This is a genomic window from Massilia agilis (genome assembly GCF_024756255.1).
Lineage (GTDB): Bacteria > Pseudomonadota > Gammaproteobacteria > Burkholderiales > Burkholderiaceae_D > Telluria > Telluria agilis.
The window spans coordinates 1,222,992-1,244,563 of the sequence record NZ_JANUHB010000002.1 but is presented as its reverse complement, the minus strand read 5'-3'; the positions used below and the strand labels follow the sequence as shown (position 1 = coordinate 1,244,563).

21 protein-coding genes are annotated in these 21,572 nt (G+C 65.9%); 15 read left to right on the top strand and 6 right to left on the bottom strand.

Translation table 11 applies throughout. From position 1 onward, the window contains the following. Positions 1–48: 48 nt before the first annotated feature. On the bottom strand, positions 49–1,806 hold the full coding sequence (locus NX774_RS12710; RefSeq protein ID WP_258822541.1) for a cation:proton antiporter domain-containing protein: 1,758 nt from the start codon (positions 1,804–1,806) through the stop codon (positions 49–51). A 134-nt stretch (positions 1,807–1,940) separates the two neighbouring features. On the opposite strand from NX774_RS12710, the gene NX774_RS12705 reads away from it, so the two are divergent. Next, positions 1,941–2,384 carry a host attachment protein gene (locus tag NX774_RS12705; RefSeq protein WP_258822540.1) on the top strand — a complete coding sequence of 148 codons (444 nt, stop codon included), beginning with the start codon at positions 1,941–1,943 and terminating at the stop codon, positions 2,382–2,384. Between the two features lie 158 nt (positions 2,385–2,542). On the opposite strand, the gene NX774_RS12700 is transcribed toward NX774_RS12705, so the two are convergent. Next, positions 2,543–4,870 (bottom strand): family 1 glycosylhydrolase, encoded by a 2,328-nt coding sequence (locus NX774_RS12700; protein WP_258822539.1) that lies wholly within the window; start codon positions 4,868–4,870, stop codon positions 2,543–2,545. A 242-nt stretch (positions 4,871–5,112) separates the two neighbouring features. Here NX774_RS12700 and trpS point away from each other — a divergent pair, with 242 nt between their 5' ends. Both trpS and NX774_RS12690 read left to right on the top strand, forming a co-directional pair. Then, entirely contained in the window at positions 5,113–6,135 is a 1,023-nt protein-coding gene (gene trpS / locus NX774_RS12695; RefSeq protein WP_258822538.1) for a tryptophan--tRNA ligase, read from the top strand. An 83-nt stretch (positions 6,136–6,218) separates the two neighbouring features. Then, entirely contained in the window at positions 6,219–7,268 is a 1,050-nt protein-coding gene (locus NX774_RS12690) for a serine endopeptidase (RefSeq protein ID WP_258822537.1), read from the top strand. A gap of 3 nt (positions 7,269–7,271) precedes the next feature. Here NX774_RS12690 and NX774_RS12685 read toward each other — a convergent pair whose 3' ends face one another. After that, complete coding sequence (locus NX774_RS12685; protein WP_258822536.1) at positions 7,272–7,760, bottom strand: DUF3597 domain-containing protein; 489 nt, start codon at positions 7,758–7,760, stop codon at positions 7,272–7,274. 22 nt (positions 7,761–7,782) lie between these two features. Next, positions 7,783–8,316 (bottom strand): hypothetical protein, encoded by a 534-nt coding sequence (locus NX774_RS12680; RefSeq protein WP_258822535.1) that lies wholly within the window; start codon positions 8,314–8,316, stop codon positions 7,783–7,785. A gap of 137 nt (positions 8,317–8,453) precedes the next feature. Here NX774_RS12680 and NX774_RS12675 point away from each other — a divergent pair, with 137 nt between their 5' ends. The 8 genes from NX774_RS12675 (at position 8,454) to NX774_RS12640 (ending at position 18,022) form a co-directional block, all read left to right on the top strand. Then, entirely contained in the window at positions 8,454–8,786 is a 333-nt protein-coding gene (locus tag NX774_RS12675; RefSeq protein ID WP_258822534.1) for a DUF1294 domain-containing protein, read from the top strand. A 12-nt stretch (positions 8,787–8,798) separates the two neighbouring features. Next, positions 8,799–9,560: a glycerophosphodiester phosphodiesterase gene (gene ugpQ, locus NX774_RS12670; protein ID WP_258822533.1), complete on the top strand. Its 762-nt coding sequence runs from the start codon at positions 8,799–8,801 to the stop codon at positions 9,558–9,560. 229 nt (positions 9,561–9,789) lie between these two features. After that, on the top strand, positions 9,790–12,399 hold the full coding sequence (gene alaS, locus NX774_RS12665; RefSeq protein WP_258822532.1) for an alanine--tRNA ligase: 2,610 nt from the start codon (positions 9,790–9,792) through the stop codon (positions 12,397–12,399). Between the two features lie 390 nt (positions 12,400–12,789). Continuing rightward, positions 12,790–13,017 (top strand): sulfurtransferase TusA family protein, encoded by a 228-nt coding sequence (locus tag NX774_RS12660; protein ID WP_258822758.1) that lies wholly within the window; start codon positions 12,790–12,792, stop codon positions 13,015–13,017. Between the two features lie 193 nt (positions 13,018–13,210). Next, positions 13,211–13,960, top strand: coding sequence for an electron transfer flavoprotein subunit beta/FixA family protein (locus NX774_RS12655; protein ID WP_258822531.1), 750 nt, complete (start codon positions 13,211–13,213; stop codon positions 13,958–13,960). 36 nt (positions 13,961–13,996) lie between these two features. Next, positions 13,997–14,929 (top strand): electron transfer flavoprotein subunit alpha/FixB family protein, encoded by a 933-nt coding sequence (locus tag NX774_RS12650; RefSeq protein ID WP_258822530.1) that lies wholly within the window; start codon positions 13,997–13,999, stop codon positions 14,927–14,929. A 186-nt stretch (positions 14,930–15,115) separates the two neighbouring features. After that, the gene (locus NX774_RS12645; RefSeq protein ID WP_258822529.1) at positions 15,116–16,906 is read left to right on the top strand and encodes an acyl-CoA dehydrogenase; all 1,791 of its coding nucleotides are present in this window, start codon (positions 15,116–15,118) and stop codon (positions 16,904–16,906) included. Positions 16,907–17,248: 342 nt separating this feature from the next. Further along, entirely contained in the window at positions 17,249–18,022 is a 774-nt protein-coding gene (locus NX774_RS12640; RefSeq protein WP_258822528.1) for a hypothetical protein, read from the top strand. 110 nt (positions 18,023–18,132) lie between these two features. Here the strand turns inward: NX774_RS12640 and NX774_RS12635 are convergent, their stop codons facing one another. Next, complete coding sequence (locus tag NX774_RS12635; protein ID WP_370660431.1) at positions 18,133–18,723, bottom strand: Crp/Fnr family transcriptional regulator; 591 nt, start codon at positions 18,721–18,723, stop codon at positions 18,133–18,135. Positions 18,724–18,838: 115 nt separating this feature from the next. Between NX774_RS12635 and NX774_RS12630 the strand changes: the two genes are divergently transcribed. Further along, positions 18,839–19,273, top strand: coding sequence for an ester cyclase (locus NX774_RS12630; protein WP_258822526.1), 435 nt, complete (start codon positions 18,839–18,841; stop codon positions 19,271–19,273). Here the strand turns inward: NX774_RS12630 and NX774_RS12625 are convergent. After that, positions 19,264–19,680: an NINE protein gene (locus NX774_RS12625; protein ID WP_258822525.1), complete on the bottom strand. Its 417-nt coding sequence runs from the start codon at positions 19,678–19,680 to the stop codon at positions 19,264–19,266. The genes NX774_RS12630 and NX774_RS12625 overlap by 10 nt on opposite strands. A gap of 220 nt (positions 19,681–19,900) precedes the next feature. On the opposite strand from NX774_RS12625, the gene rpsP reads away from it, so the two are divergent. The 3 genes from rpsP to trmD are packed head-to-tail and all read left to right on the top strand — an operon-like array spanning position 19,901 to position 21,505. Next, positions 19,901–20,149 carry a 30S ribosomal protein S16 gene (gene rpsP, locus NX774_RS12620; RefSeq protein WP_258822524.1) on the top strand — a complete coding sequence of 83 codons (249 nt, stop codon included), beginning with the start codon at positions 19,901–19,903 and terminating at the stop codon, positions 20,147–20,149. 19 nt (positions 20,150–20,168) lie between these two features. Further along, positions 20,169–20,717, top strand: a complete 549-nt coding sequence (gene rimM, locus NX774_RS12615; RefSeq protein ID WP_258822523.1) for a ribosome maturation factor RimM — start codon at positions 20,169–20,171, stop codon at positions 20,715–20,717. Positions 20,718–20,743: 26 nt separating this feature from the next. Further along, entirely contained in the window at positions 20,744–21,505 is a 762-nt protein-coding gene (gene trmD, locus NX774_RS12610) for a tRNA (guanosine(37)-N1)-methyltransferase TrmD (RefSeq protein ID WP_258822522.1), read from the top strand. Positions 21,506–21,572: the final 67 nt, after the last annotated feature.

Genomic DNA, 21,572 nt, shown 5'->3' with positions numbered 1-21,572 from the left:
GGAGGACCTGCCCACCCTACGGGAATGCGGACGGATTCTGCGCGTGCGTTACTTCGCCGCCCCGGGTTCGGCCACCAGGGCCGCTTCGTGCGCTGCCCGCTCCTGGTTGATGATGCGGTCCACCAGCCGTTCTTCCAGTCCCACCGATTCGAGCACGAAAGCCGACAGCTGCAGGCTCGCTTCCAGCGTTTCGGGCACGACCACCGACGCCCCGGCCAGCCTGAGCGCGCGGGCGTGCTTCTCGTCGCGCGAGCGTACGAACAGCCGCACATGCGGGAACTCGCGCCGGATGCCGCGCACCGCCTGCAGCGCCGATGCCGGGTGGTCCATGGTCAGCACGATGGCGGGCGCCTCGTCGGCGTGCACGCGCTTGAGCAGCTCCGACCGCGCGGCATTGCCGAAATAGACCGGGATACCCTGCGCGTGCAGTTTCGACACGAGCTTGGCATTGTTCTCGAACGCGACGTATTCGATGCCCTGGTCGGCGAGCAGCTTGGCCAGCTGCTGGCCAACGCGACCGAAGCCGGCGATGATGATGCGCCCACGTGCGCCTTCGAGCGCGCTGTCGTCAAGCTGCGCTGCCTCCTCGTGTTCCTTGCTCTCCCAGCGCTCGCCGATCGAGCGGCCGATCCGCGCCAATAGCGGCGTGATGAACAGCGACAGGCCAACCGCCAGCATCACGCGCGCGCCCAGGCCGGGGTCGAGCAGTTTGGAGGTGACCGCGTAGCCGATCACGATGAACGCGAATTCACCGCCTTGGCCCAGCAGCAGGCCGCCCTCGATTGCGCGGCCCCACGACAGGCGGCCGATGCGAAACAGCAGCGTGACCACGATGGCCTTGAGCGCCACCAGGCCAACCACCGCGCCCGCCAGCCAGAGCGGCGCTTGCACTATCTGGCGCGCGTCCATGTTCATGCCCACGCTCATGAAGAACAGGCCCATGAGCAGCCCCTTGAACGGCTCGACCATCAGCTCGACTTCGTGCTTGAACTCGGTCTCGGCCAGCAGCAGGCCGGCAATCAGCGCGCCCAGCGCCATCGACAGGCCGAACATGGCCGACAGGCTGGCAATGCCGAAGGTGGAAAGGAGGATGAGCGCCATGAACACGTCTGGCTGGCGGTGCCGGGCGAACGCGCGAAACAGCGGGTGGATCACGCGCCCGCCGGCCAGGTAGATCAGCGCGATCGCCACGCCGGCCTTGAGCATGGCGCCCAGCGCGGCCATCAGCACGCCGTCGGTGCCGCCGGTGCCAAGCGCGCCGATCAGGATCAGGATCGGCACCACCGCCAGGTCCTGCAGCATCAGCACCGCGAACGCGGCCTGTCCCAGCCGGGTGCCGGTGGCTTGCTGCTCGCCCATCAGCTGCATCACGACCGCGGTGGACGAGAGCGACAGCACCAGGCCCAGGATCATCGAGGCCACCGGGCCCTGGCCGAGCAGCCATGCCGCGCCGCCGATGAGCAGGGCGCTGGCCACCACCTGCGCCGCGCCCGCGCCGAACACCCAGCGCCGCATGGCCCACAGGCGCGCGGCCGATAGTTCAAGCCCGATCATGAACATCAGGAACAGCACGCCCAGCTCGGCCAGCATCGAGACGCCTTCGCCGCTCGGGAAGGTAAGGTAGCCCAGCAGCGGCACCTGCGGCGCCAGCAGCCCGAGCCCGAACGGGCCGACCAGCGTGCCCACGGCGAGGAAGCCCAGCACCTGGTTGATGCGCAGGCGCTGCAGCGTCGGGATGAGGATGCCGGCGAGTGTCAGGAACAGCAGGATCTCGCGGAGGAAGGGAAAGGCGTGTTGCTCTTGCACTGGTGTGTGGCCCTTTTGCAGATGTTGAAAGACGTTCCATTTTATAACGGCCGCTTGCGGGCTCCGCGTTTTGCGAGGCCGCGCTACACTCGTTCTTGATGAAGCATCCTGTCTTTTTTGAGGAGGAAAAGCGAATGCAAACGACCTGGATTCTCACCGCGGACAGCAGCCGCGCGCGCATTTTCGAACTGTCGCAAGACGACGGCCACCTGCAGGAAATCGAGGACATGCTCAACCCCGAAGGGCGCTTGATGGACCAAGAGATCAATGCCGAGCCCAAGGGGCGGTTCTTTGGCAAGGGCGAGCGGATGATGGGCCACACGGCCGAGTCGGACGTGGAGCCGACCCAGAAGGCCGCCGAGCGCTTTTCCAAGCGCGTGGCCGATCACCTGGACCACTGCCGCAACGAGCATCGCTTCGACAAGCTGCGCGTGGTGGCGGCGCCCCGCATGCTCGGGCTCATCCGCGAGAACATGAGCAAGGAAGTGCAGAAGATGGTGGAGGAAGAGGTTGCCAAGGATATCTCCAGCATGAAGGAGCATGACATGGAGGAGTACTTGCGCAAGTATCCGCACTGAGGTAAGGCACGCCAAGCCTCGCACGTCGTCCCGGCGAAAGCCGGGACCCATAGAAAGCTTGAGTAACCCGTATAGTCAAGCGCGGCCGCTGCGCTAGCTCAGCATGGGTCCCGGCGTCCGCCGGGACGACGGGTTCAATCTAGCGCATCGATTCGACATCAGAACCGCTTGACGTGAAACGCCTCCGCCGGCGCTTCTTCCTGCTGGCGGTGGTCGCTCGCCACATGCTGCCGGGTCTCGGCGGCCATCTGCAGTTCCTCGATTTCCGGATCGGCCTCGTTGCGCAGCTCCAGGTAGCGGCCGAGCGCGTTGTCCAGCGTCGGCAGCAGGATCGCGCGCTCGCTCGTGAGCGCAGTGTACGCCGGGCGTGCGGCGGCAAAGCCGCAGGCATGCGCTGGCCTGGCTTCGACGCGGCTTGCGTCCACCCCGGCGCGCTCGGCCGCCATGACCGCCAGGCCCGCCCACGTCACCGGGTGCCCATTGGTCAGGTGCCAGATGCCGCGTTCGCGGTCGATCGCCAGGTCCAGGCAGGTGTGCACCAGGTCCGGCACGTAGGTCGGCGTCACCGTGATGTCGCTGGCGCCCGCAAACGGTTCGCCACGCGTGAGCGCGTCCAGTGCCAGCGTGACGAAGTTGTACTTGTCCCACGGCCCGAAGAAGGAGCTGGTGCGCACCACCAGCGCGTCCGGGTTCGCGTCCAGCACGCGCTGCTCTGCTTCCGCTTTGCTCTTGCCGTACACGTTGAGCGGCGCGACCGGATCGGATTCCACATAAGGCTCGCGGCGCGCGCCGTCGAATACCAGGTCGCTCGAGAACGTGGTCAGGTGCACGCCGTGCCGGGCGCAGGCTGCCGCCAGCACCGCCGGGCCGATCGCGTTCTCGCGAAGGCAGCGCTCGGCGTCGATCTCGGCCTCGTCCACGCGCACGTAGCCGCTGGTGTTGATGACCGCCCACGGCCGGTGCTGCGCCAACGCGCGCTCCACCGAGGCGGGGTCCGCAATGTCCATGTCCTGGCGCGACAGCAGCCGGTAGGCGATGTTGCGCTTCTGGCAGATGCGCGCGAATGCGCGGCCGAGGGTGCCCGTCGCGCCCGTGATCAGGAGCGGCGCGGTGCCCATGCCGACCAGCGTGTGTCCGTCCGCCGAAATGGATGCGGGCACGTTGGAGGTGGCCACCGGCGGGTGGCACAGGAAGCGCCCCGGCCGCCGCCACCAGCCCTGGCCGCGCAGCACCGGGTGCGACAGCTGCCGGCCCGAGGACAGCTCGCGCATCATCGCCGCCACCGCGGTCGGGCGCGGGGGCGTCGAGCGCACGTCGAACGGGCCAGGCTCGTAGTAGCCGCGGCATTCGGTCACCAGGCTGTTCCAGTCGAACGAACCGAGCAGGGCCCACACCGTAACCGCCCGCATGTCCACGCCGTTCAGGCGCGCCTCGTGCGCCGCCTCCCAAATCTCGAGCAGCCAGCGCAACTGGTCTTCGCGGTTGGCGTCGATATGCGCTTCGGTCACGGCGATCGGCAGGCGGTAGCGTTCCCACACCTCGGTCAGCAGCGGTGCGATGCCGGGCGTGGGCGTGGCCAGCGCGCGCGAGGTCTCGATGTCGGCGCAAGGCCGGCCATCGATCACGCCGCGGTGGTGCGGCGGGTAGCGTTCGGGCCGGTGGTCGAGCCAGCGCTCGCTGGTGACGTAGTAGTTGACGCCGATGATGTCGGGCGGGCAGGGGTTGTCGCGGAACCAGAGGATCTCGGTGGCATCGATGCTGCTGCGGGTCAGGTAGTCCCACAGCGCGTGGTCGGTGTCGACCCGCCCGCACAGCAGGTCCCACGCGAGCCAGCGGCGCAGGTTGTAGAACTCGGCCACGTCCGCCATTTCGGGCGTGCTGTAGGTCTTGCCCAGGTCATCGGTCTGGACCAGCTTGGCGTTGGGGTTGACCGCGCGGATCGCGCGCATCGACAGCACCACCGCGCGGCACTGGTTCAGCAGCGCCTGGATGAAGGTGCGGTCATCGCGGCCATGCGGGTACCACAGGCCGTACAGTCCCGCAAAGCGGGCCGTGGTACAGGGTTCGTTGACCGGGGTGTAGTACTCGAGCCAGGGATAGCGGGCGGCGACGGCGCCGGCGTATTCGGCCAGCTGTGGCGCAAATGCGGGGTCGAGCAGGCTGGTGTGGCGCGGGCCGCTGCCGTGGTGGACCAGGCCCGCAATCGGGGTCACGCCGGCGTCGCGCAGCGCGGGCAGGCGTTCGTCGGTCCAGCTCCAGTCGGCCTTGGCCAGGCCCTCGGGCGCGGTGCGCTCCCACAGGACCGGGTAGCGGATCGCCCGGATGCCCAGGGCAGCGAAGCGGGCGATGTCGTCGAAACGGTTCGCGTGCCCGTTGCGGTCGAGCTGGCTGAAATAGTCGTCGCGGACGCGGTTGACGGTACATTCGAGGCCGCCCCAGAGTTCAAGCGGGCGGGTTTGGCTGTTCGTGCTCGAGTTTTTCTGCATACTCACCATTGTTAATGTTATTTCAACTACAGCAGCAGACCGCATCGAAAAGTTGACAGCGTCGCGTCAACCTGCAACCATGCGGTCCATGAATTTCACGAAACCACATGCAATCCTTCGCTGGTGGCGCCGCTGACAGAGCGCGGCCGCTGGATATGATGTGAATTTCAATGAACGCCGCCTCGATTCAGGTGGCGTTTTTTGTTGGCGCGGCAGGATCGGGGCATCACAAAGGAAACACGATGAGCTCGCAAAGCAATACCGCACCAGCCCCCGTCATCCTGACGGGCGACCGTCCAACCGGACCCCTCCATCTCGGCCACTTCGTGGGCAGCCTGCGTAACCGGGTCGTCTACCAGGACAGCTACCGGCAATTCGTCATGCTTGCAGACGCGCAAGCGCTGACCGACAACATGGAGGACATCGGAAAGGTACACCGGAACGTGGTGGAAGTGGCGCTCGATTACCTCGCGGTAGGAATCGACCCGGCCCGCACCACCATCCTGATCCAGTCGCAGATCCCCGAGCTGGCCGAGCTGACCTTCTACTACCTGAACCTGGTCACGGTGGCGCGCCTGGAGCGCAACCCGACGGTGAAGGAAGAGATCCGCCACCGCGGATTCGAGCGCGACATTCCGGCCGGCTTCCTCACTTACCCCGCCAGCCAGGCGGCCGACATCACCGCCTTCAAGGCCACGCTGGTGCCGGTGGGCGAAGACCAGATCCCGATGATCGAGCAGACCAACGAGATCGTGCGGCGCTTTAACCGTGTGGCCCAGCGCGACATCCTGGTCGAGGCCAAGGCGCTGGTGCCGGAAGTGGGGCGCCTGCCAGGTATCGACGGCAAGGCCAAGATGAGCAAGTCGCTCGGCAACACGATCAACCTCGGTGCTTCCGCCGCCGAGATCAGCGCCGCCGTCAAGCAGGTGTACACCGACCCGCTGCACCTGCGCGTGTCCGACCCCGGCCACCTGGAAGGCAACGTGGCCTTCCTCTACCTCGACGCGTTCGACCCCGACAAGGAAGGGCTGCAGGCGCTGAAGGACCACTACGTGCGCGGCGGGCTGGGCGACAGCGTGGTCAAGAAGCGGCTGGAAGGCATCCTGCAGGACCTGCTGGGCCCGATCCGCGCCCGCCGCGAAGAGTTCGCGAAGGACAAGGGCCAGGTGATGCAGATCCTGAAGGAGGGCACCGCCAAGGCGCGCGAAGTGGCGGCCCAGACCACGGACGAAGTGCGCAAGGCGCTGGGCCTGAGCTACTTCTGACGACCCCGGCGCGATCCTGCCGCTGTTCAGGTTGTTGAAATTGTGGCAATCTCATCGGCGTTCCCAACAGAAAGGAGCGTCGCATGAGCAAAGGACTGCGCCTCACCGAAGTGTGGATGCAACGTGCATTGTGGCTCGTTGCATTTGTGTTCGCCGCGTTCCTGATCGGCCTGGGCGGCAAGATCGTCGATAACCTGCGCGACGTCGAGCCCGCGCCCACCGTGGAGCAGTTCATCGACGCGCAGCAGGCCGCGCGCGTGCAAGGCGAGCTGGCCGCCGCCGGCAAAGCGCGCGACGAAGCCGCCGCAAGGCTGGAGCAGGCAAACCAGAAGCACGAGATTGCTGCCTCGAACACGCAGGCGGCGCGGCAAAGCTTCAACACCTGGGTCGCCACGCGGCAGGCCACGGCCCGTCCCGACCAGGACACCGAGCTCATCACCCGCACCCGCGCGCTCGATGCGCTGGAAGCGTCCGAACGCGAAGCACTGCGCGCAGCGCAGGCAGAAGAACAAAAGATGCTCGATGCCAAACAGGCGAGCTATCGGGCGCGGCAACGACTGGATGAACTCGAAGAGCCGGCGCGTGATGCGGCCGAGAAGGCGGCACGCATGTACGAGCTGCGCGTGTTCGGCTTGCGGCTCGCGCTCACACTGCCGCTCTTGGTGGTGGCCGGCTGGCTGTTCGCGAAAAAGCGCCACGGCAGCTACTGGCCGTTTGCCTGGGGCTTCATCTTCTTCGCCCTGTTCGCGTTCTTCTTCGAACTCGTGCCCTACCTGCCGAGCTACGGTGGCTACGTGCGCTACGTCGTGGGCATCGTGGTGACCGTGCTGGTGGGGCGGTATGCGATCGTCTCGCTGCAGCGCTACCTCGAGCGCCAAAAGGCGGCCGAGGCGCTGCCGGACGTGCAGCGGCGCGAAACCATGCGCTACGACACCGCCATCAGCCGGCTGGAAAAGAGCGTGTGCCCCGGCTGCGAACGCACGGTCGACCTCAAGGACAAGACCCTGGACTACTGCCCGCACTGCGGGATCGGCCTGTTTGACCACTGCGGGCGCTGCACGACGCGCAAGAGCGCCTTCTCGCGCTTTTGCTTCTCGTGCGGGGCGCCCGCCAATACCAGCCTGGCCGAGTAGGCGTCAGTCCTTCAGGTCGTCCGGCACCTTGCCGCCATTGGCCGCCAGCTTGTTCATCACCTGGCGGTGCAGCCAGATGTTCATCGTGGCCGAGTCGCTGGTGTCACCGCTGTAATGCAGCTCGGCTGCCAGCTCCTTGCGCGCCTGCAGGCTGCTGTCCAGTCCTAGCAGCTTGAGCAGGTCGACGATCGAGGTGCGCCAGTTCAGCTGCTGGCCCGACTGCTTTTGCATATTGTTCAGCACCTGCTCCACGTCCACCTGTGGCACGGCGGCGGCCTGCGGTTGCTGCACCCCCGCCTGGGGCTGCTGGGCGCCGCCTTGCGGCTGCTGCACCCCGGCCTGCGGCTGCTGCTGCGGCGCCCGTTGCTGCGAGACCTGCGGCTGTCCGCCGGCCGAACCTGCCGGCGCGGTACTGGTGTTGGCCTGTGCCTGGGTCACCGCCGGATGCGATGAGGGAAAGATCTTGTGGAAGATATTGCTGAGGATGCCCATGGTTGTTCCTTTGTGTGAGTGATTACTGGCGCCGCTGCTGCATGCCTTGCGCGATGTGGCCAAGCGCGATGGCCAGCGCCGCGCCGCCGACCGCCTTGACCAGGTTCGGATGCTGCGCGTAGAAATTGCCCATCGTGTCCACCACGCCCGGGTTGTGCTGTTCGGCCTTGGCCGCGATCTCCTGCACCTGCTGGGGCGACACCTGCGCAGCCTGTTCCGGCGTCACTTGTGGCTGGCCGCCCTGGTGGCCGCCCAGGATGTTGCCGAGCGCGCCGCCGGCCACCGACGACAGGATCTGCGGTCCAACGCTGGACAGGATCTGGTTGAGCATGCCGGCGCGCTGGTCCGGATTGCTCTGGCCGAACATGTGGCTGACCATCTGCGGGAACGGCGGTGTCTCGTCCGAGCGCAGCGCCTGGGTCACGCCCTGGGCGACCGTTTCGCGCGGCGCGTTCTGAGCCACGCGCTCGAAGTCGTCCGCGGCCTGCGCCGTGTTCGCGTTCTGCGCGCCGCCGATGTATTGCTGTAACAGGTTTCCCAAATCAAAGCCCATCATGGCCTCCCGATGAAAACAGGTCGAAGGTCGAGGGTAGGCCGTGGCGCTCGGCGGCTCCGTTCGGTAGCGAACGAAGATGGCCTTTAGCCCGGTTGCCTCATGGACAGCCGTCAGGGCAGGGCGTAAGCTCCTTGCCCATGCACACCGTCGCCGTCCTTGCCTTCGCTGCGTTCTATGCCGCCGCAACCTTGCTCTGGCATGTACCGGGCTACATCGGGCTGGCCTACCTCGTCGTCAGCGCCGTCTGCTTTGGCGCCTACGCGTTGGACAAGGCCGCGGCCCGCGCGCATGCACGCCGCACGCCCGAGCGCACCTTGCTCCTGCTGGGCTTGGCGGGCGGCTGGCCGGGGGCGGTGCTGGCGCAACAGTGGCTGCGGCACAAGACGGCCAAGCCATCGTTCCAGGCACGGTCCTGGGCCACGGTGGCGGTGAACGCCGGCGCCTTCATGTACGTGGCGACGCATCTCTAGGGGGGGCGAATCATGTGGCTATATCCTGCGACAGTGCTGGCCCACCGCGGCGGTGGCACGCTGGCTCCGGAAAACACGCTGGCGGGCCTGCGCGAGGGAATGGCGCGCGGCTTTCGCGCCATCGAGTACGACGTGATGCTGGCGCGCGATGGCGTCCCCGTCGTCATGCACGATCCCTGGCTGGGTCGCACAGTGGCGGGCTCGGGCAACGTGTTCGATTACGACGCGCGCGAACTGGCGGCAATGGACGCGGGCGGCTGGTTTGGCCGTCAATACAAGAGCGAGCCGGTGCCGCTGTTCGTCGAGTTTGCCCAGTTCTGCAAGGCCAACGGGGTGTGGATGAACATCGAGATCAAGCCGGCGCCGGGTTACGACCTGGAGACGGGTGCAGTGGTGGCCCGGATCGTGTCGTCGATGTTCGCGGACGAGATCGCCGCGGGTCAGAAGGACCGGGTGCCGCTGCTGTCATCGTTCAGCCACGAGGCGCTGGAGTCGGCGCGCGAACTGGCGCCGCAGGTGCCACGCGCCTGCCTGATGAGCGAGCTGCCGCCGGACTGGGAGCGCCGCGCGCGCGAGGTCGATGCGGTGGCGGTCCATGCCAACCACCGGAACCTGACGCGCGAGCAGGCGGCGCAGGTTAAGGCGGCCGGGCTGGCGCTGTTTTGCTACACCGTCAACGACCCGGCACGGGCGCGCGAGCTGCTCGGCTGGGGCGTGGATGCGTTTTGCACCGACCGCATCGACCAGATTGGCCCGAACTTCGCGATCGGGTAGGGTGGGCACTTGTGCCCACGCGCGGCGCACGAGCCGCTTGACCACCGCGTGGGCTCAAGAGCCCACCCTACCGGCGCATTTCCGTTGTCATCCATTCCACCCCCTCAACCGTTGCCATCAGTGCCGGGTTGACCCCCTGCATAAGTCACCGGTGACTGAGATATAATCGGAAATCCTGTTTCGTGCACCGCAATAAAACGAAAACGCAGCCATCCTCCGCCCACAAGACATGAAATCATCCGAAATTCGCGAAAAGTTCCTCAAGTTCTTTGAGTCCAAAGGCCATACCATTGTCCGGTCCAGCCCGCTCGTGCCGGGGAACGACCCGACCATGTTGCTGACCAATAGCGGGATGGTGCAGTTCAAGGACGTGTTCCTGGGCCTGGATACGCGCCCGTACAAGCGCGCCACCACCGTGCAGCGCTGCGTGCGCGCCGGCGGCAAGCACAACGACCTGGAAAACGTCGGCTACACCGCGCGCCACCACACCTTCTTCGAGATGCTGGGTAACTTCAGCTTCGGCGACTACTTCAAGCGCGACGCGATCAACTTCGCCTGGGAGCTGCTGACCAAGGTGTACCTGCTGCCGGCCGAAAAGCTGACCGTCACCGTCTATTTCGAGGACGACGAAGCCTACGACATCTGGGCCAACGAAATCGGCGTGCCGAAAGAGCGCATCATTCGCATCGGCGACAACAAGGGCGCGCGCTACGCATCGGACAACTTCTGGCAGATGGCCGACACCGGCCCGTGCGGTCCCTGCACCGAGATCTTCTACGACCACGGCCCGGACATCTGGGGCGGCCCCCCGGGCTCGGCAGAAGAAGACGGCGACCGCTTCATCGAGATCTGGAACCTGGTGTTCATGCAGTTCAACCGCGACGAAGCCGGCGTGCTGACCCCGCTGCCCAAGCCGTCGATCGACACCGGCATGGGCCTGGAGCGTCTGGCCGCCGTGCTGCAGCACGTGCACAGCAACTACGAGATCGACCTGTTCCAGAACCTGATCCGCGCTGCCGCCCGTGAAACCGGCGCCACCGACCTGTCGAACAACTCGCTCAAGGTCATCGCCGACCACATCCGCGCGTCGAGTTTCCTGATCGTGGACGGCATCATCCCGAGCAGCGAAGGCCACGGCTACGTCCTGCGCCGCATCATCCGCCGCGCGCTGCGCCACGGCTACAAGCTGGGCCAGACCAAGCCGTTCTTCTACAAGCTGGTGGACGACCTGGACATCGAAATGGGCCAGGCCTATCCGGAGCTGCACGAGGCCAAGGAGCGCGTCAAGCAGGTGCTCAAGGCCGAGGAAGAGCGCTTTGGCGAGACGCTGGAAAACGGCATGAAGATCCTCGAAGCCCAGCTGGCCAAGGATCCGAAGAACCTGGACGGCGCCACCGCCTTCACCCTGTACGACACCTACGGCTTCCCGCTCGACCTGACCGCCGACATCTGCCGCGAGCGCGGCGTGACGCTGGACGAAGCCGGCTTTGCCAGCGCGATGGAGCAGCAGAAAAAGACCGCCCGCGCCGCCGGCAAGTTCAAGATGGCCGCCAACGTCGAGTACTCGGGCGAAAAGACCAAGTTCGTCGGCTACGAATCGCTGGAGCAGAACAGCCGCGTGGTCGCGCTGTACGCCGATGGCGTGGCGGTGCAGGAACTGAAAGCCGGCCAGGCCGGCATCGTGGTGCTCGACACCACCCCGTTCTACGCCGAATCCGGCGGCCAGGTGGGCGACCACGGCCTGCTCAAGGGCGGCGCAGGCGTGTTCGAAGTCGAGGACACCCTCAAGATCCAGGCCGAAGTGTTCGGTCACCACGGCGTGGTGCAATCGGGCGCGCTGAAGGTGGGCGACGCGGTCGACGCGCAGGTGGACAAGGCCAAGCGCGCACGCACCATCCGCAACCACTCGGCCACCCACCTGATGCACAAGGCGCTGCGCGAAGTGCTGGGCGCCCACGTGCAGCAGAAGGGCTCGCTGGTCGATCCGGATAAGACCCGCTTCGACTTCAGCCACAATGCCCCGGTCACCCCGGAGGAAATCGCCAGGGTGGAGCAGATCGTCAATGCCGAGATCCTGGAAAACCACCCGACCCGTGCGCAGCACATGACGATGGACGACGCGATCAAGCACGGCGCCATGGCCCTGTTCGGCGAGAAATACGGCGACACCGTGCGTGTGCTCGACATCGGCTCGTCCAAAGAGCTGTGCGGCGGCGTGCACGTGACGCGCACCGGCGACATTGGCCTCTTCAAGATCGTGTCCGAGGGTGGCGTTGCTGCCGGTATCCGTCGTATCGAGGCGGTGACGGGCGAGGGCGCGCTGGCATGGGTGCAGGCGACCAACCGCAAGCTCCAGGAAGCCGCAAGCGCGCTCAAGACCGCGCCGGAAGAGCTGCCGACCCGTATCGGCCAGGTGCAGGACCAGGTCAAGACGCTGGAGAAGGAAGTCGCCCAGCTCAAGTCGAAGCTGGCCTCGGGCCAGGGCGACGAGCTGGCCCGCAAGGCTGTGGACGTGAACGGCGTGAAGGTGCTGGCCGCGACCATGGACGGCGCCGACGTGGCCGCGCTGCGCGAGACCATGGACAAGCTGAAGGACAAGCTGAAGACCGCCGCCATCGTGCTGGCGAGCGTGGCCGACGGCAAGGTCAGCCTGATCGCGGGCGTGACCCCGGACACCACCGGCAAGGTCAAGGCCGGCGAGCTGGTCAACTTCGTCGCCAAGCAGGTCGGCGGCAAGGGCGGCGGCCGCCCGGACATGGCACAAGCTGGCGGTACCGACCCGGCCGGCCTGCCGCAAGCGCTGGAAGGCGTGGCTGCGTGGGTGACCGAGCGCGTCTGACCGTCCCGGCGACGTTTTGAATGAAGAGGTGCGCGGAGCGATCCGCGCGCCTTTTTTGTTGTTGCACTGTAACGGTGCAAGCACGCTCGATCCCAAGTCGTTACCCGTAAAACCGTCATCCCGGCGAAGGCCGGGATCCATGCTGAGTGTACGGCCCCGCAAACGGTCTATGGATCCCGGCCTTCGCCGGGATGACGACTCTAGGGTTAGGGGGGCAAGCCGAGGCGGAAGGCTGTTCGGCGCTTGACATTATCGCAAGCCACTTGTCGTTGTTGCTATGCAACAGAGATACCCCTTTTTGGTGCGCTGCGTCATAATCGCCGTTTTGGAGTAGTATTCACACGACGAATTGCAGGCACCATGAGCGATACCCTCTGCGAACTTGAAACCATGGAATTCCAGAAAGACCTGGATGCGCGCGGCCTGAACTGCCCGCTCCCGATCCTGAAAGCCAAGAAGGCACTTGCCGAGATGCAGACCGGCGAGGTGCTGCGCATCGTGGCCACCGACTCCGGCTCGGTGCGCGATTTCCAGGCCTTCGCCAAACAAACCGGCAACACGCTGCTGTCGCACACCCAACAAGACGGCGAGTACACCTTCCTCATGCGCCGCAAGTAAAGGCGCGTGGCACAGCGGGCTGCACCGGCGCGGCCCGCGCCTGTTTCCCGACAATGACCCAGGTGAAGAATTAGGAGGAAAGCTCTAGTGGAAAATCGCACGGTCGTGCTTTAATTTAGTCCTGAACCATTTTTCCCCTTATAATCTAGACCATTTTGGTCCGACACTTTTTCACATTCCAAAGGCAAAACATATGAAAGTCCTGGTACCGGTCAAGCGCGTGGTCGACTACAACGTCAAGGTCCGCGTCAAGTCCGATGGCAGTGGCGTGGATATCGCCAATGTCAAGATGTCGATGAATCCGTTTGACGAGATCGCGCTCGAGGAAGCGGTGCGCCTGAAGGAAGGCGGCAAGGTTACCGAAGTGGTGGCGGTGTCGGTGGGCGTGGCCCAGTGCCAGGAAACCCTGCGCACCGGCATGGCGATCGGCGCCGACCGCGGCATCCTGGTCGAGACCGCGGTCGAGACCGAGCCGCTGGGCGTGGCCAAGGTGATCAAGGCGCTGGCCGACAAGGAACAGCCGCAGCTCATCATCCTGGGCAAGCAGGCGATCGACGACGACTCCAACCAGACCGGCCAGATGGTCGCGGCGCTGCTGGGCTGGCCGCAGGCCACCTTTGCGTCGAAAGTGGTGGTGGAAGACGGCAAGGTCACCGTGACCCGCGAAGTGGACGGCGGCCTGGAAACCGTGGCCCTGTCGCTGCCGGCCGTGATCACCACCGACCTGCGCCTGAACGAGCCGCGCTACGTGACGCTGCCGAACATCATGAAGGCCAAGAAAAAGCCGCTCGAGACGATCAAGCCGGAAGACCTGGGCGTGGACGTCACCCCGCGCCTGAAGACGCTGAAAGTCGTGGAGCCGCCCAAGCGCTCGGCCGGCATCAAGGTGCCCGACGTGGCGACCCTGGTGCAGAAGCTGCGCACCGAAGCGAAAGTCATCTGATCGCGGCCTGGCCGTCTCACACATAAGGATTCAATCATGGTCGCATTAGTTATCGCAGAACACGACAACGCCTCCATCAAGGGCAGCACTCTCAACACCGTTACCGCGGCCGCACAGTGCGGCGGCGAAGTCCACGTGCTGGTCGCCGGCGCCAACGCCGCTGCTGCCGCCGAGCAGGCCGCGCAGATCGCCGGCGTGTCCAAGGTGCTGCTGGCCGACGCGGCGTACTTTGCCGATGGCCTGGCCGAGAACGTGGCCGAGCAGGCGCTGGCCGTCGCCGGTTCCTACTCGCACATCCTGGCTCCCGCCACCGCCTTCGGCAAGAACGTGCTGCCGCGTGTGGCCGCCAAACTGGACGTGGCCCAGATCTCCGAAATCACCAAGGTCGATGCGCCGGACACCTTCGAGCGCCCGATCTACGCCGGTAACGCCATCGCTACCGTGCAGTCGTCGGACAAGGTCAAGGTCATCACCGTGCGCAGCACCGGCTTTGACGCTGCTGCCGCCACCGGCGGTTCGGCCGCCGTCGAGAAGCTGTCGCCGGTTGGCGACTCGGGCAAGTCGTCCTTCGTCGGCCGCGAGATGGCCAAGTCGGACCGTCCGGAGCTGACCGCCGCCAAGATCATCGTCTCGGGCGGCCGCGGCATGGGCTCGGGCGAGAACTTCAAGATCCTGGAACCGCTGGCCGACAAGCTGGGCGCGGCCATGGGCGCATCGCGCGCCGCCGTGGATGCGGGCTTCGTGCCGAACGACTGGCAGGTTGGCCAGACCGGTAAGATCGTCGCGCCGCAGCTGTACATCGCGGTGGGCATCTCGGGCGCTATCCAGCACCTGGCCGGCATGAAGGACTCCAAGACCATCGTCGCCATCAACAAGGATCCGGAAGCGCCGATCTTCTCGGTGGCCGACTACGGCCTGGTGGGCGACCTGTTCGAGGTCGTGCCGGAACTGGTCAAGGAACTGGGCTGATCGCCACGGGGCGGGAGTGATGAAACCTTCCGCCCATTCCACACACGTCGTTCCCGCCCAGGCGGGAATCCGTTGTGCCGGCGTAAGCGCTGCGTCAACCGCAGCCGCTACGCTTGCACGATTGGGTTCCCGTTGCGGCGGGAACGACGTTTTTGTATCTGCGCATTGAATTACGAGGAGACCAAGGTGAGCTACATCGCCCCCCTGAAAGACATGCAGTTCGTGCTCAACGAACTGGCCAACCTGTCCGAGATCAGCCAGCTGCCCGGCTGCGAGGACGCCACCCCCGACACCGTCGAAGCGGTGCTGGAGGAAAACGCGAAATTCTGCGGCGAGGTCATTGCCCCGCTGAACCACCCGAGTGACAAGGAGCCGAGCTTCTGGCACGACGGCAACGTCACCACCTCGAAGGGCTTCAAGGAAGCCTTCAAGGGCTTTGTCGAAGCCGGCTGGCAGGGTGTGCAGCACCCGACCGAATTCGGCGGCCAGGGCCTGCCCAAGCTGGTGGCCACGCCGTGCATCGAGATGCTGCACGCGTCCAGCCTGTCGTTCGCGCTGGTGGCGCTGCTGACCGACGGCGCGATCGAGGCGCTGCTCACCGCCGGTTCGGAAGAACAGAAAGCGCGCTTCATCGAGCCGCTCATCACCGGCAAGTGGACCGGCACCATGAACCTGACCGAGCCGCAGGCAGGCTCCGACCTGGCTGCCGTGCGCACCCGCGCCGTGCCGCAGGGCGACGGCACCTACAAGGTGTTCGGCACCAAGATCTTCATCACCTACGGCGAGCACGACATGGCCGAGAACATCATCCACCTGGTGCTGGCCCGCACGCCGGACGCACCGCCGGGGGTGAAGGGCATTTCGCTGTTCATCGTGCCCAAGTTCCTGGTCAACGAAGACGGCTCGCTGGGCGCGCGCAACGACGCGCACTGCGTCTCGATCGAGCACAAGCTGGGCATCAAGGCCAGCCCGACCGCCGTGCTGCAGTTCGGCGACCATGGCGGCGCAACCGGCTACCTGGTGGGCGAGGAGAACCGCGGCCTGGAATACATGTTCATCATGATGAACGCGGCCCGCTTCGGCGTGGGCATGCAGGGCATCGCACTGGCCGAGCGCGCCTACCAGAAGGCGGTGGCGTACGCAAAAGACCGCGTGCAGTCGCGCGACCTGGCCGGTTCCAGCGGCCCGGTGTCGATCATCCACCACCCGGACGTGCGCCGCATGCTGATGTCGATGCGCGCCCAGACCGAGGCCGCGCGCGCGCTGGCGTACGTGGGCGCGGGCCTGTCGGACCTGGCGCACCACCATCCTGACGAAGCGACCCGCAAGGCCAACCTGGCGGTGTACGAATACCTGGTCCCGGTCATCAAGGGCTGGTCCACCGAGATGAGCGAAAACGTGGCGCGCGACGGCGTGCAGGTCCACGGCGGCATGGGCTTCATCGAGGAGACCGGCGCGGCACAGCACTACCGCGACGCCAAGATCCTGACCATCTACGAAGGCACCACCGCGATCCAGGCCAACGACCTGGTGGGCCGCAAGACCGTGCGTGACGGCGGCGCCGTGGCCAAGTCGATCCTGGCGCAGGTGCGCGCCACCGAGGCGCAGCTGGCCGAGGTGCAGGGCGACGAGTTTGCGGCCATGCGGCGCGAGCTCGCGGCCGGCAGCGCGGCGCTGGAACAGGTGGTGGACTACATGGTGGCCAACGTCAAGTCGGACATCAAGGGCGTGTTCGCGGGCAGCGTGCTGTACCTGAAGCTGGCCGGCATCGTGCTGGGTGGCTGGCAGATGGCGCGCGCTGCGCTGGTGGCGCACAAGAAGCTGCAGGCAGGCGAGGGCGATGCCGCCTTCCTGCGCGCCAAGATCACCACTGCGCGCTTCTTCGCCGACCACATCCTGTCGCAAGCCGGCGGCCTGCGCACTGCGATCGTGGAGGGCAGCGCCGGCGTGCTGGCGCTGGCTGAAGACCAGTTCTAAGCCTCCCGACTGCCCCGCAGTTGCCTGAAAACGTCGTCCTCGCCTGAGCGGGGGCGACGTTTTTGTATTTGCCGGAACGTACCAAACGCTTTCCGTTCAACGACAACGCCCTCACGGCCGAGTTTCGTTTCCGCGCCACCGCCTGCTTGATGCGCGCTAAATGAACGGCTGAGTCCCACCCCTAGAATTCTCTACAGCGCGATGTTCAGGAACGACTGCTGGGGGCTGCGTACTGTCGGGTTGGGCGTCCATTCCAAGAAAATCATACGACGCGTGCGCGCCGCCGCTTGTGGATTTGTTTCGTCGGTTTCATCGATCACACCCACTACAGGAGCGCCCATCATGGCTGTCAGCAAAACGAATTCTCGATTGGTGCCGCACGTGGCTCTGTCGGCACTGCTGTTGCTCACCGCCTGCGGCGGTGACAACCCGTCGCACGACCAGAACCAGAGCGGGCAGGATCCGCCCCAGCCCACCCCGGCGCCGACGACAGCCCCGACGCCGGCCCCCACGCCGGCACCGACCGTTGCGCCGACTCCTGCGCCTACGCCAGCGCCAACGCCCGCGCCAACGCCCGCGCCAACGCCGGCACCGACGCCGGCCCCCACGCCGGCGCCGCTCGATGTCAGCCTCGATACCAAGCTCACGCCGCTGAGCACCATCTCCAACAGCCCGGCGCAGTGGCCGGACGGCTCCGGCACCGGCAAGCCCATCGACGGCGTCAACTGCGCGTCAGGCGAGTCCTACCACGTGCATTCGCTGGTCTCGCTGTACAAGGACGGGGTGCGCCAGAGCCTGCCGGCGGAAATCGGGCTGAAGGGCTGCGCCTACGAGCTGCACACGCACGACCACACGGGCGTGGTGCACAACGAGACGGACATGAAGAAGAACTTCACCTTTGGCCAGTTCTTCTCAGTCTGGGGCAAGGAGCTGACGGCAACCAGCGTTGCGGGCCTGACGGGGGACATCCACTACTACATCATTGAAAACGGCAAGCTCACGCCATTCACCGGCGACCCGGCAACCATACAGATCGTCAGCCATCGCGAGCTCCTGATCATCATCGGCAAATCGCCGGGCGTGGTGCCGCAGTACGTGTGGCCGGCCACGCTCTGATGCGGACGGTGGGCGGCTTGTCGCTGCGCCAGCCGGTGCGGCTGGCGGTTGCCCGGGCTTAGCTGGCGTCGGGTGAGGCGGCGCCCGCCGCCCGCAGGGATCACGCTGCCCTATTGCCCGCAAGGGCTGGGGGCGGGGGTGTCGCGCAGCCGCCGCAAGATGCGATTCAGCCCCACCGGCGTCACCCCAAGATAGCCTGCGAGGTCCTTTTGCGGCACGGCTGCGGCAAGCTCCGGCCGCTCTTGTGCGAACTTGAGGTACAGCTCAGCTGGCGACAGCATGAGCAGGTCGCGTTCGCGCACCACCTTGATCTCGGCAAGCCGGCGAAAGGCCAGCCCCACGGCAGCCTGCCACGCCGGGTGCTGCTCGGCGAGCGCCTCGACGAGGCGAAAGTCGATAGACTCGACCACTGCGCTGCCAATGCTGATGCTTGCAAAGCTGGTTCGCCCGCCTTCGGTCAGCGCGAACGGACATCCGAAGAGGTCGCCGGGGGCGGCGAAACTCTTAATCCGCTCGCTGCCGTCGGCGCCGAAATAGACCTGCTTCAGGATTCCGGAGCGCACCGCGAACACATGGCTGCACAGTTCGCCCGCTTCGAACGCCGCCTCCCGGTGCCGCAGGGCGCGCACGCGGACCGCTGCCGCCAGGCGCCCCGCTTCCGGGAGCGGGGCGCCAAAAGCGTGCTCAAAGCGCGCGAGCATGGCAAGCAAGGGTGAGGTATCCACGATTAACCCTGGTTAATGACACGAGTGGGGTGCGGCTCCACACTGCCGCCTGCGCGGGACGTCCGCGTAACGACAACTGGAAAACATGTCCTTGAACACTATTATCGAACACAACCGTCGCTTACTGACCAGCTATTTCGAGCAGGTCTGGAACCAGGGGCAAGTGGACGTGCTGGACGAGCTGCTGGCCACCGACTACATCAACCACAGCCCCAGCACGCCGAACCCGCCTGCCGGCCCGGCGGGCCTGAAGCCCATCGTCCAGGCGATGCGCGCGGGGATCCCCGACCTGCATTACGACATCCTGGACATGGTGGTCGCGCCGGACAAGGTGGCCGTGTACACCCGGGTGACCGGCACCCACAGCGGCGAGCTGTTCGGCATGCCCGCGAGCCACCGCAAGATCGACGTGCGGCAGATGCAGGTCGAGTGGATCCGCGATGGCCGCATCTGGCAGCACTGGCGCATTACCGACGAAGCGGCGCTGGTGCGCCAGATCCTGGGCCAGGAGCCGGTTCAGCCGTAGGCGCCGCCGGTGTAGAGCAGGTCGAACATGCGCGACATGGTGGCGATCACGACCGTGGTGCCGACCAGCATGGTGGCCACCAGCAGCACCACGACCACCCAGTTCGAGCGGGACTGGGTGCCGGAGCCGGCGTTGTAGGCCGCGTCCCATTTCTCGTCCGGGGTCAGGCCGATCACCAGCGCTTCGATGAAGCCGGCCGAGTACGAGACCAGCAGCGGCAGCAGTACCCAGAACGGGTTGGGCGCGTGCCCCAGGCCATAGACCAGGCCGGCCACCGGCACGCTGCACAGGTGCAGCAGGCCAATCCGGTCAGTCGGGTGCTTGATGTAGAAGCGGTGCGCGCCCAGGCCGCCCAGGAGCAGGGCGCGCAGGGTAGCGATGGTCTTGTTCTTGTGTCGGCTGGCCATGCGCAGGAAATGTCTCCAAGGAAAGACTGCAGTATCGTCCAAAACCGGCGCAAAGGCCACAGTACGCTTGTGCTGCGCGGTAGCGGGCCGCCGAAAAATCGGCGATAATGCTCAATTCGGCCGGGCAGCATGCCTGTTGTCGTTAAGGCTTGCTGCTGCGCGACGTTTCGCGCTATAATCGTCGGCTTTCTCCGCCCAGTACAATTTTTCTGGAAATAATATGGTCGTTATTCGTTTAGCTCGTGGTGGCGCCAAGAAGCGCCCGTTCTTCAACATCGTCGCAACCGACTCGCGCAATCGCCGCGACGGCCGCTTCATCGAGCGTATCGGTTTCTACGATCCGATGGCATCGGGCGCCGCAGTTGGCCTGCGCATCGCTGCAGACCGCCTGGCTCACTGGCAAGGCGTTGGCGCACAACTGTCGCCGACCGTTGCCCGCCTGGTCGCCCAGCAAAAGGCAGCTGCCTAAGTAACAAGGCTGTCCAGGTTTGACCGATCACGCCGCACCCGCTGTTCCCGCCGACCTGGCGCAAGTCGGTCACGTGTCGGGCGCGTACGGCGTCATGGGCGGCATCCGCATTACGCCGTATTCGACGGACGCGGACGCGCTGCTCAAGGTAAAGACCTGGTGGCTGGACAAGCCGGCCCTGCGGCCCGTGCAGGTGCGCACCGTGCGCATGCACAGCGGCGACGTGGTGGCCACGCTTGTCGAAGTCAAGGACCGCGACGCGGCGGAAGCGCTCAAGGGCGCTTCGGTCAGCGTGCCGCGCAGCGAGTTTCCCGCGCTGCCCGACGACGAGTATTACTGGACCGACCTCATCGGACTGGACGCTGTCAACCTGCAGGGCGAGGCCCTCGGCAAGGTGGCGGACATGATGCACAACGGCGCGCAGTCGATCCTGCGCATCATGCCGGTGCGAGGTGAGGGCGATGAGGCCAAGGCGCAGGAGCGCCTCGTGCCGTTTGTCGATCAGTTCGTCAAGCAAGTCGACCTGGCCGGCAAGAAGATTACCCTGGACTGGGGCCTGGATTATTAGCCCGTCCACCCTGGAGCGAGGTCCCGATGCAGTTTGACGTCGTGACGTTGTTTCCCGAGATGTTTGCCGCGTTGACGCAGTCGGGTGTGACCCGGCGCGCCTTCGAACAGGAACGCTGGGGGCTCACGTTGTGGAATCCGCGCGATTTCACGACCGACCGCCACCGTACCGTGGACGACCGCCCGTACGGCGGCGGCCCCGGCATGGTGATGCTGGCGCGCCCGCTCGAAGCGACGATCAACGCGGCCAAAGAGCGCCAGGTGGCCATGGGCCTGCCGGCGCCGCGCGTGGTGTTCATGTCCCCGCAAGGCAAGCCGCTGAGCCACGCGCGCGTCATGCAGCTGAAGGACGAGCCGGGCCTGGTGGTGCTGTGCGGCCGCTACGAAGCGGTGGACCAGCGCCTGCTGGACCGCTGCGTGGACGAAGAAATTTCGCTGGGCGACTTCGTGCTGTCCGGCGGCGAGCTGCCGGCGATGGCGCTGATGGACGCGGTGGTGCGACAATTGCCCGGGGTACTGGGCGACGACGCGTCGGCGGTCGAAGACAGTTTCGTCAACGGGCTGCTCGATTCGCCGCACTATACGCGGCCCGAGGTGTACGAAGACATGCCGGTGCCGCCCGTGCTGTTGGGCGGCAACCATGCCGAGATCATGAAGTGGCGCCGCCAGCGCATGCTGGAAGCGACCGCGACAAAACGGCCGGATTTGCTGGAGCAGGCGCGCACCGCCGGGCTCCTGACGAAGGCGGACGAACAGTTTTTGGCAGGTTTAGCAAAACCTGTGTTGTAAAAGCCGCACCATGTTGGTGCAAAACTGCGGGCCGCAAGGCCTGCTGGTTAACCCCCATCCTCTACTG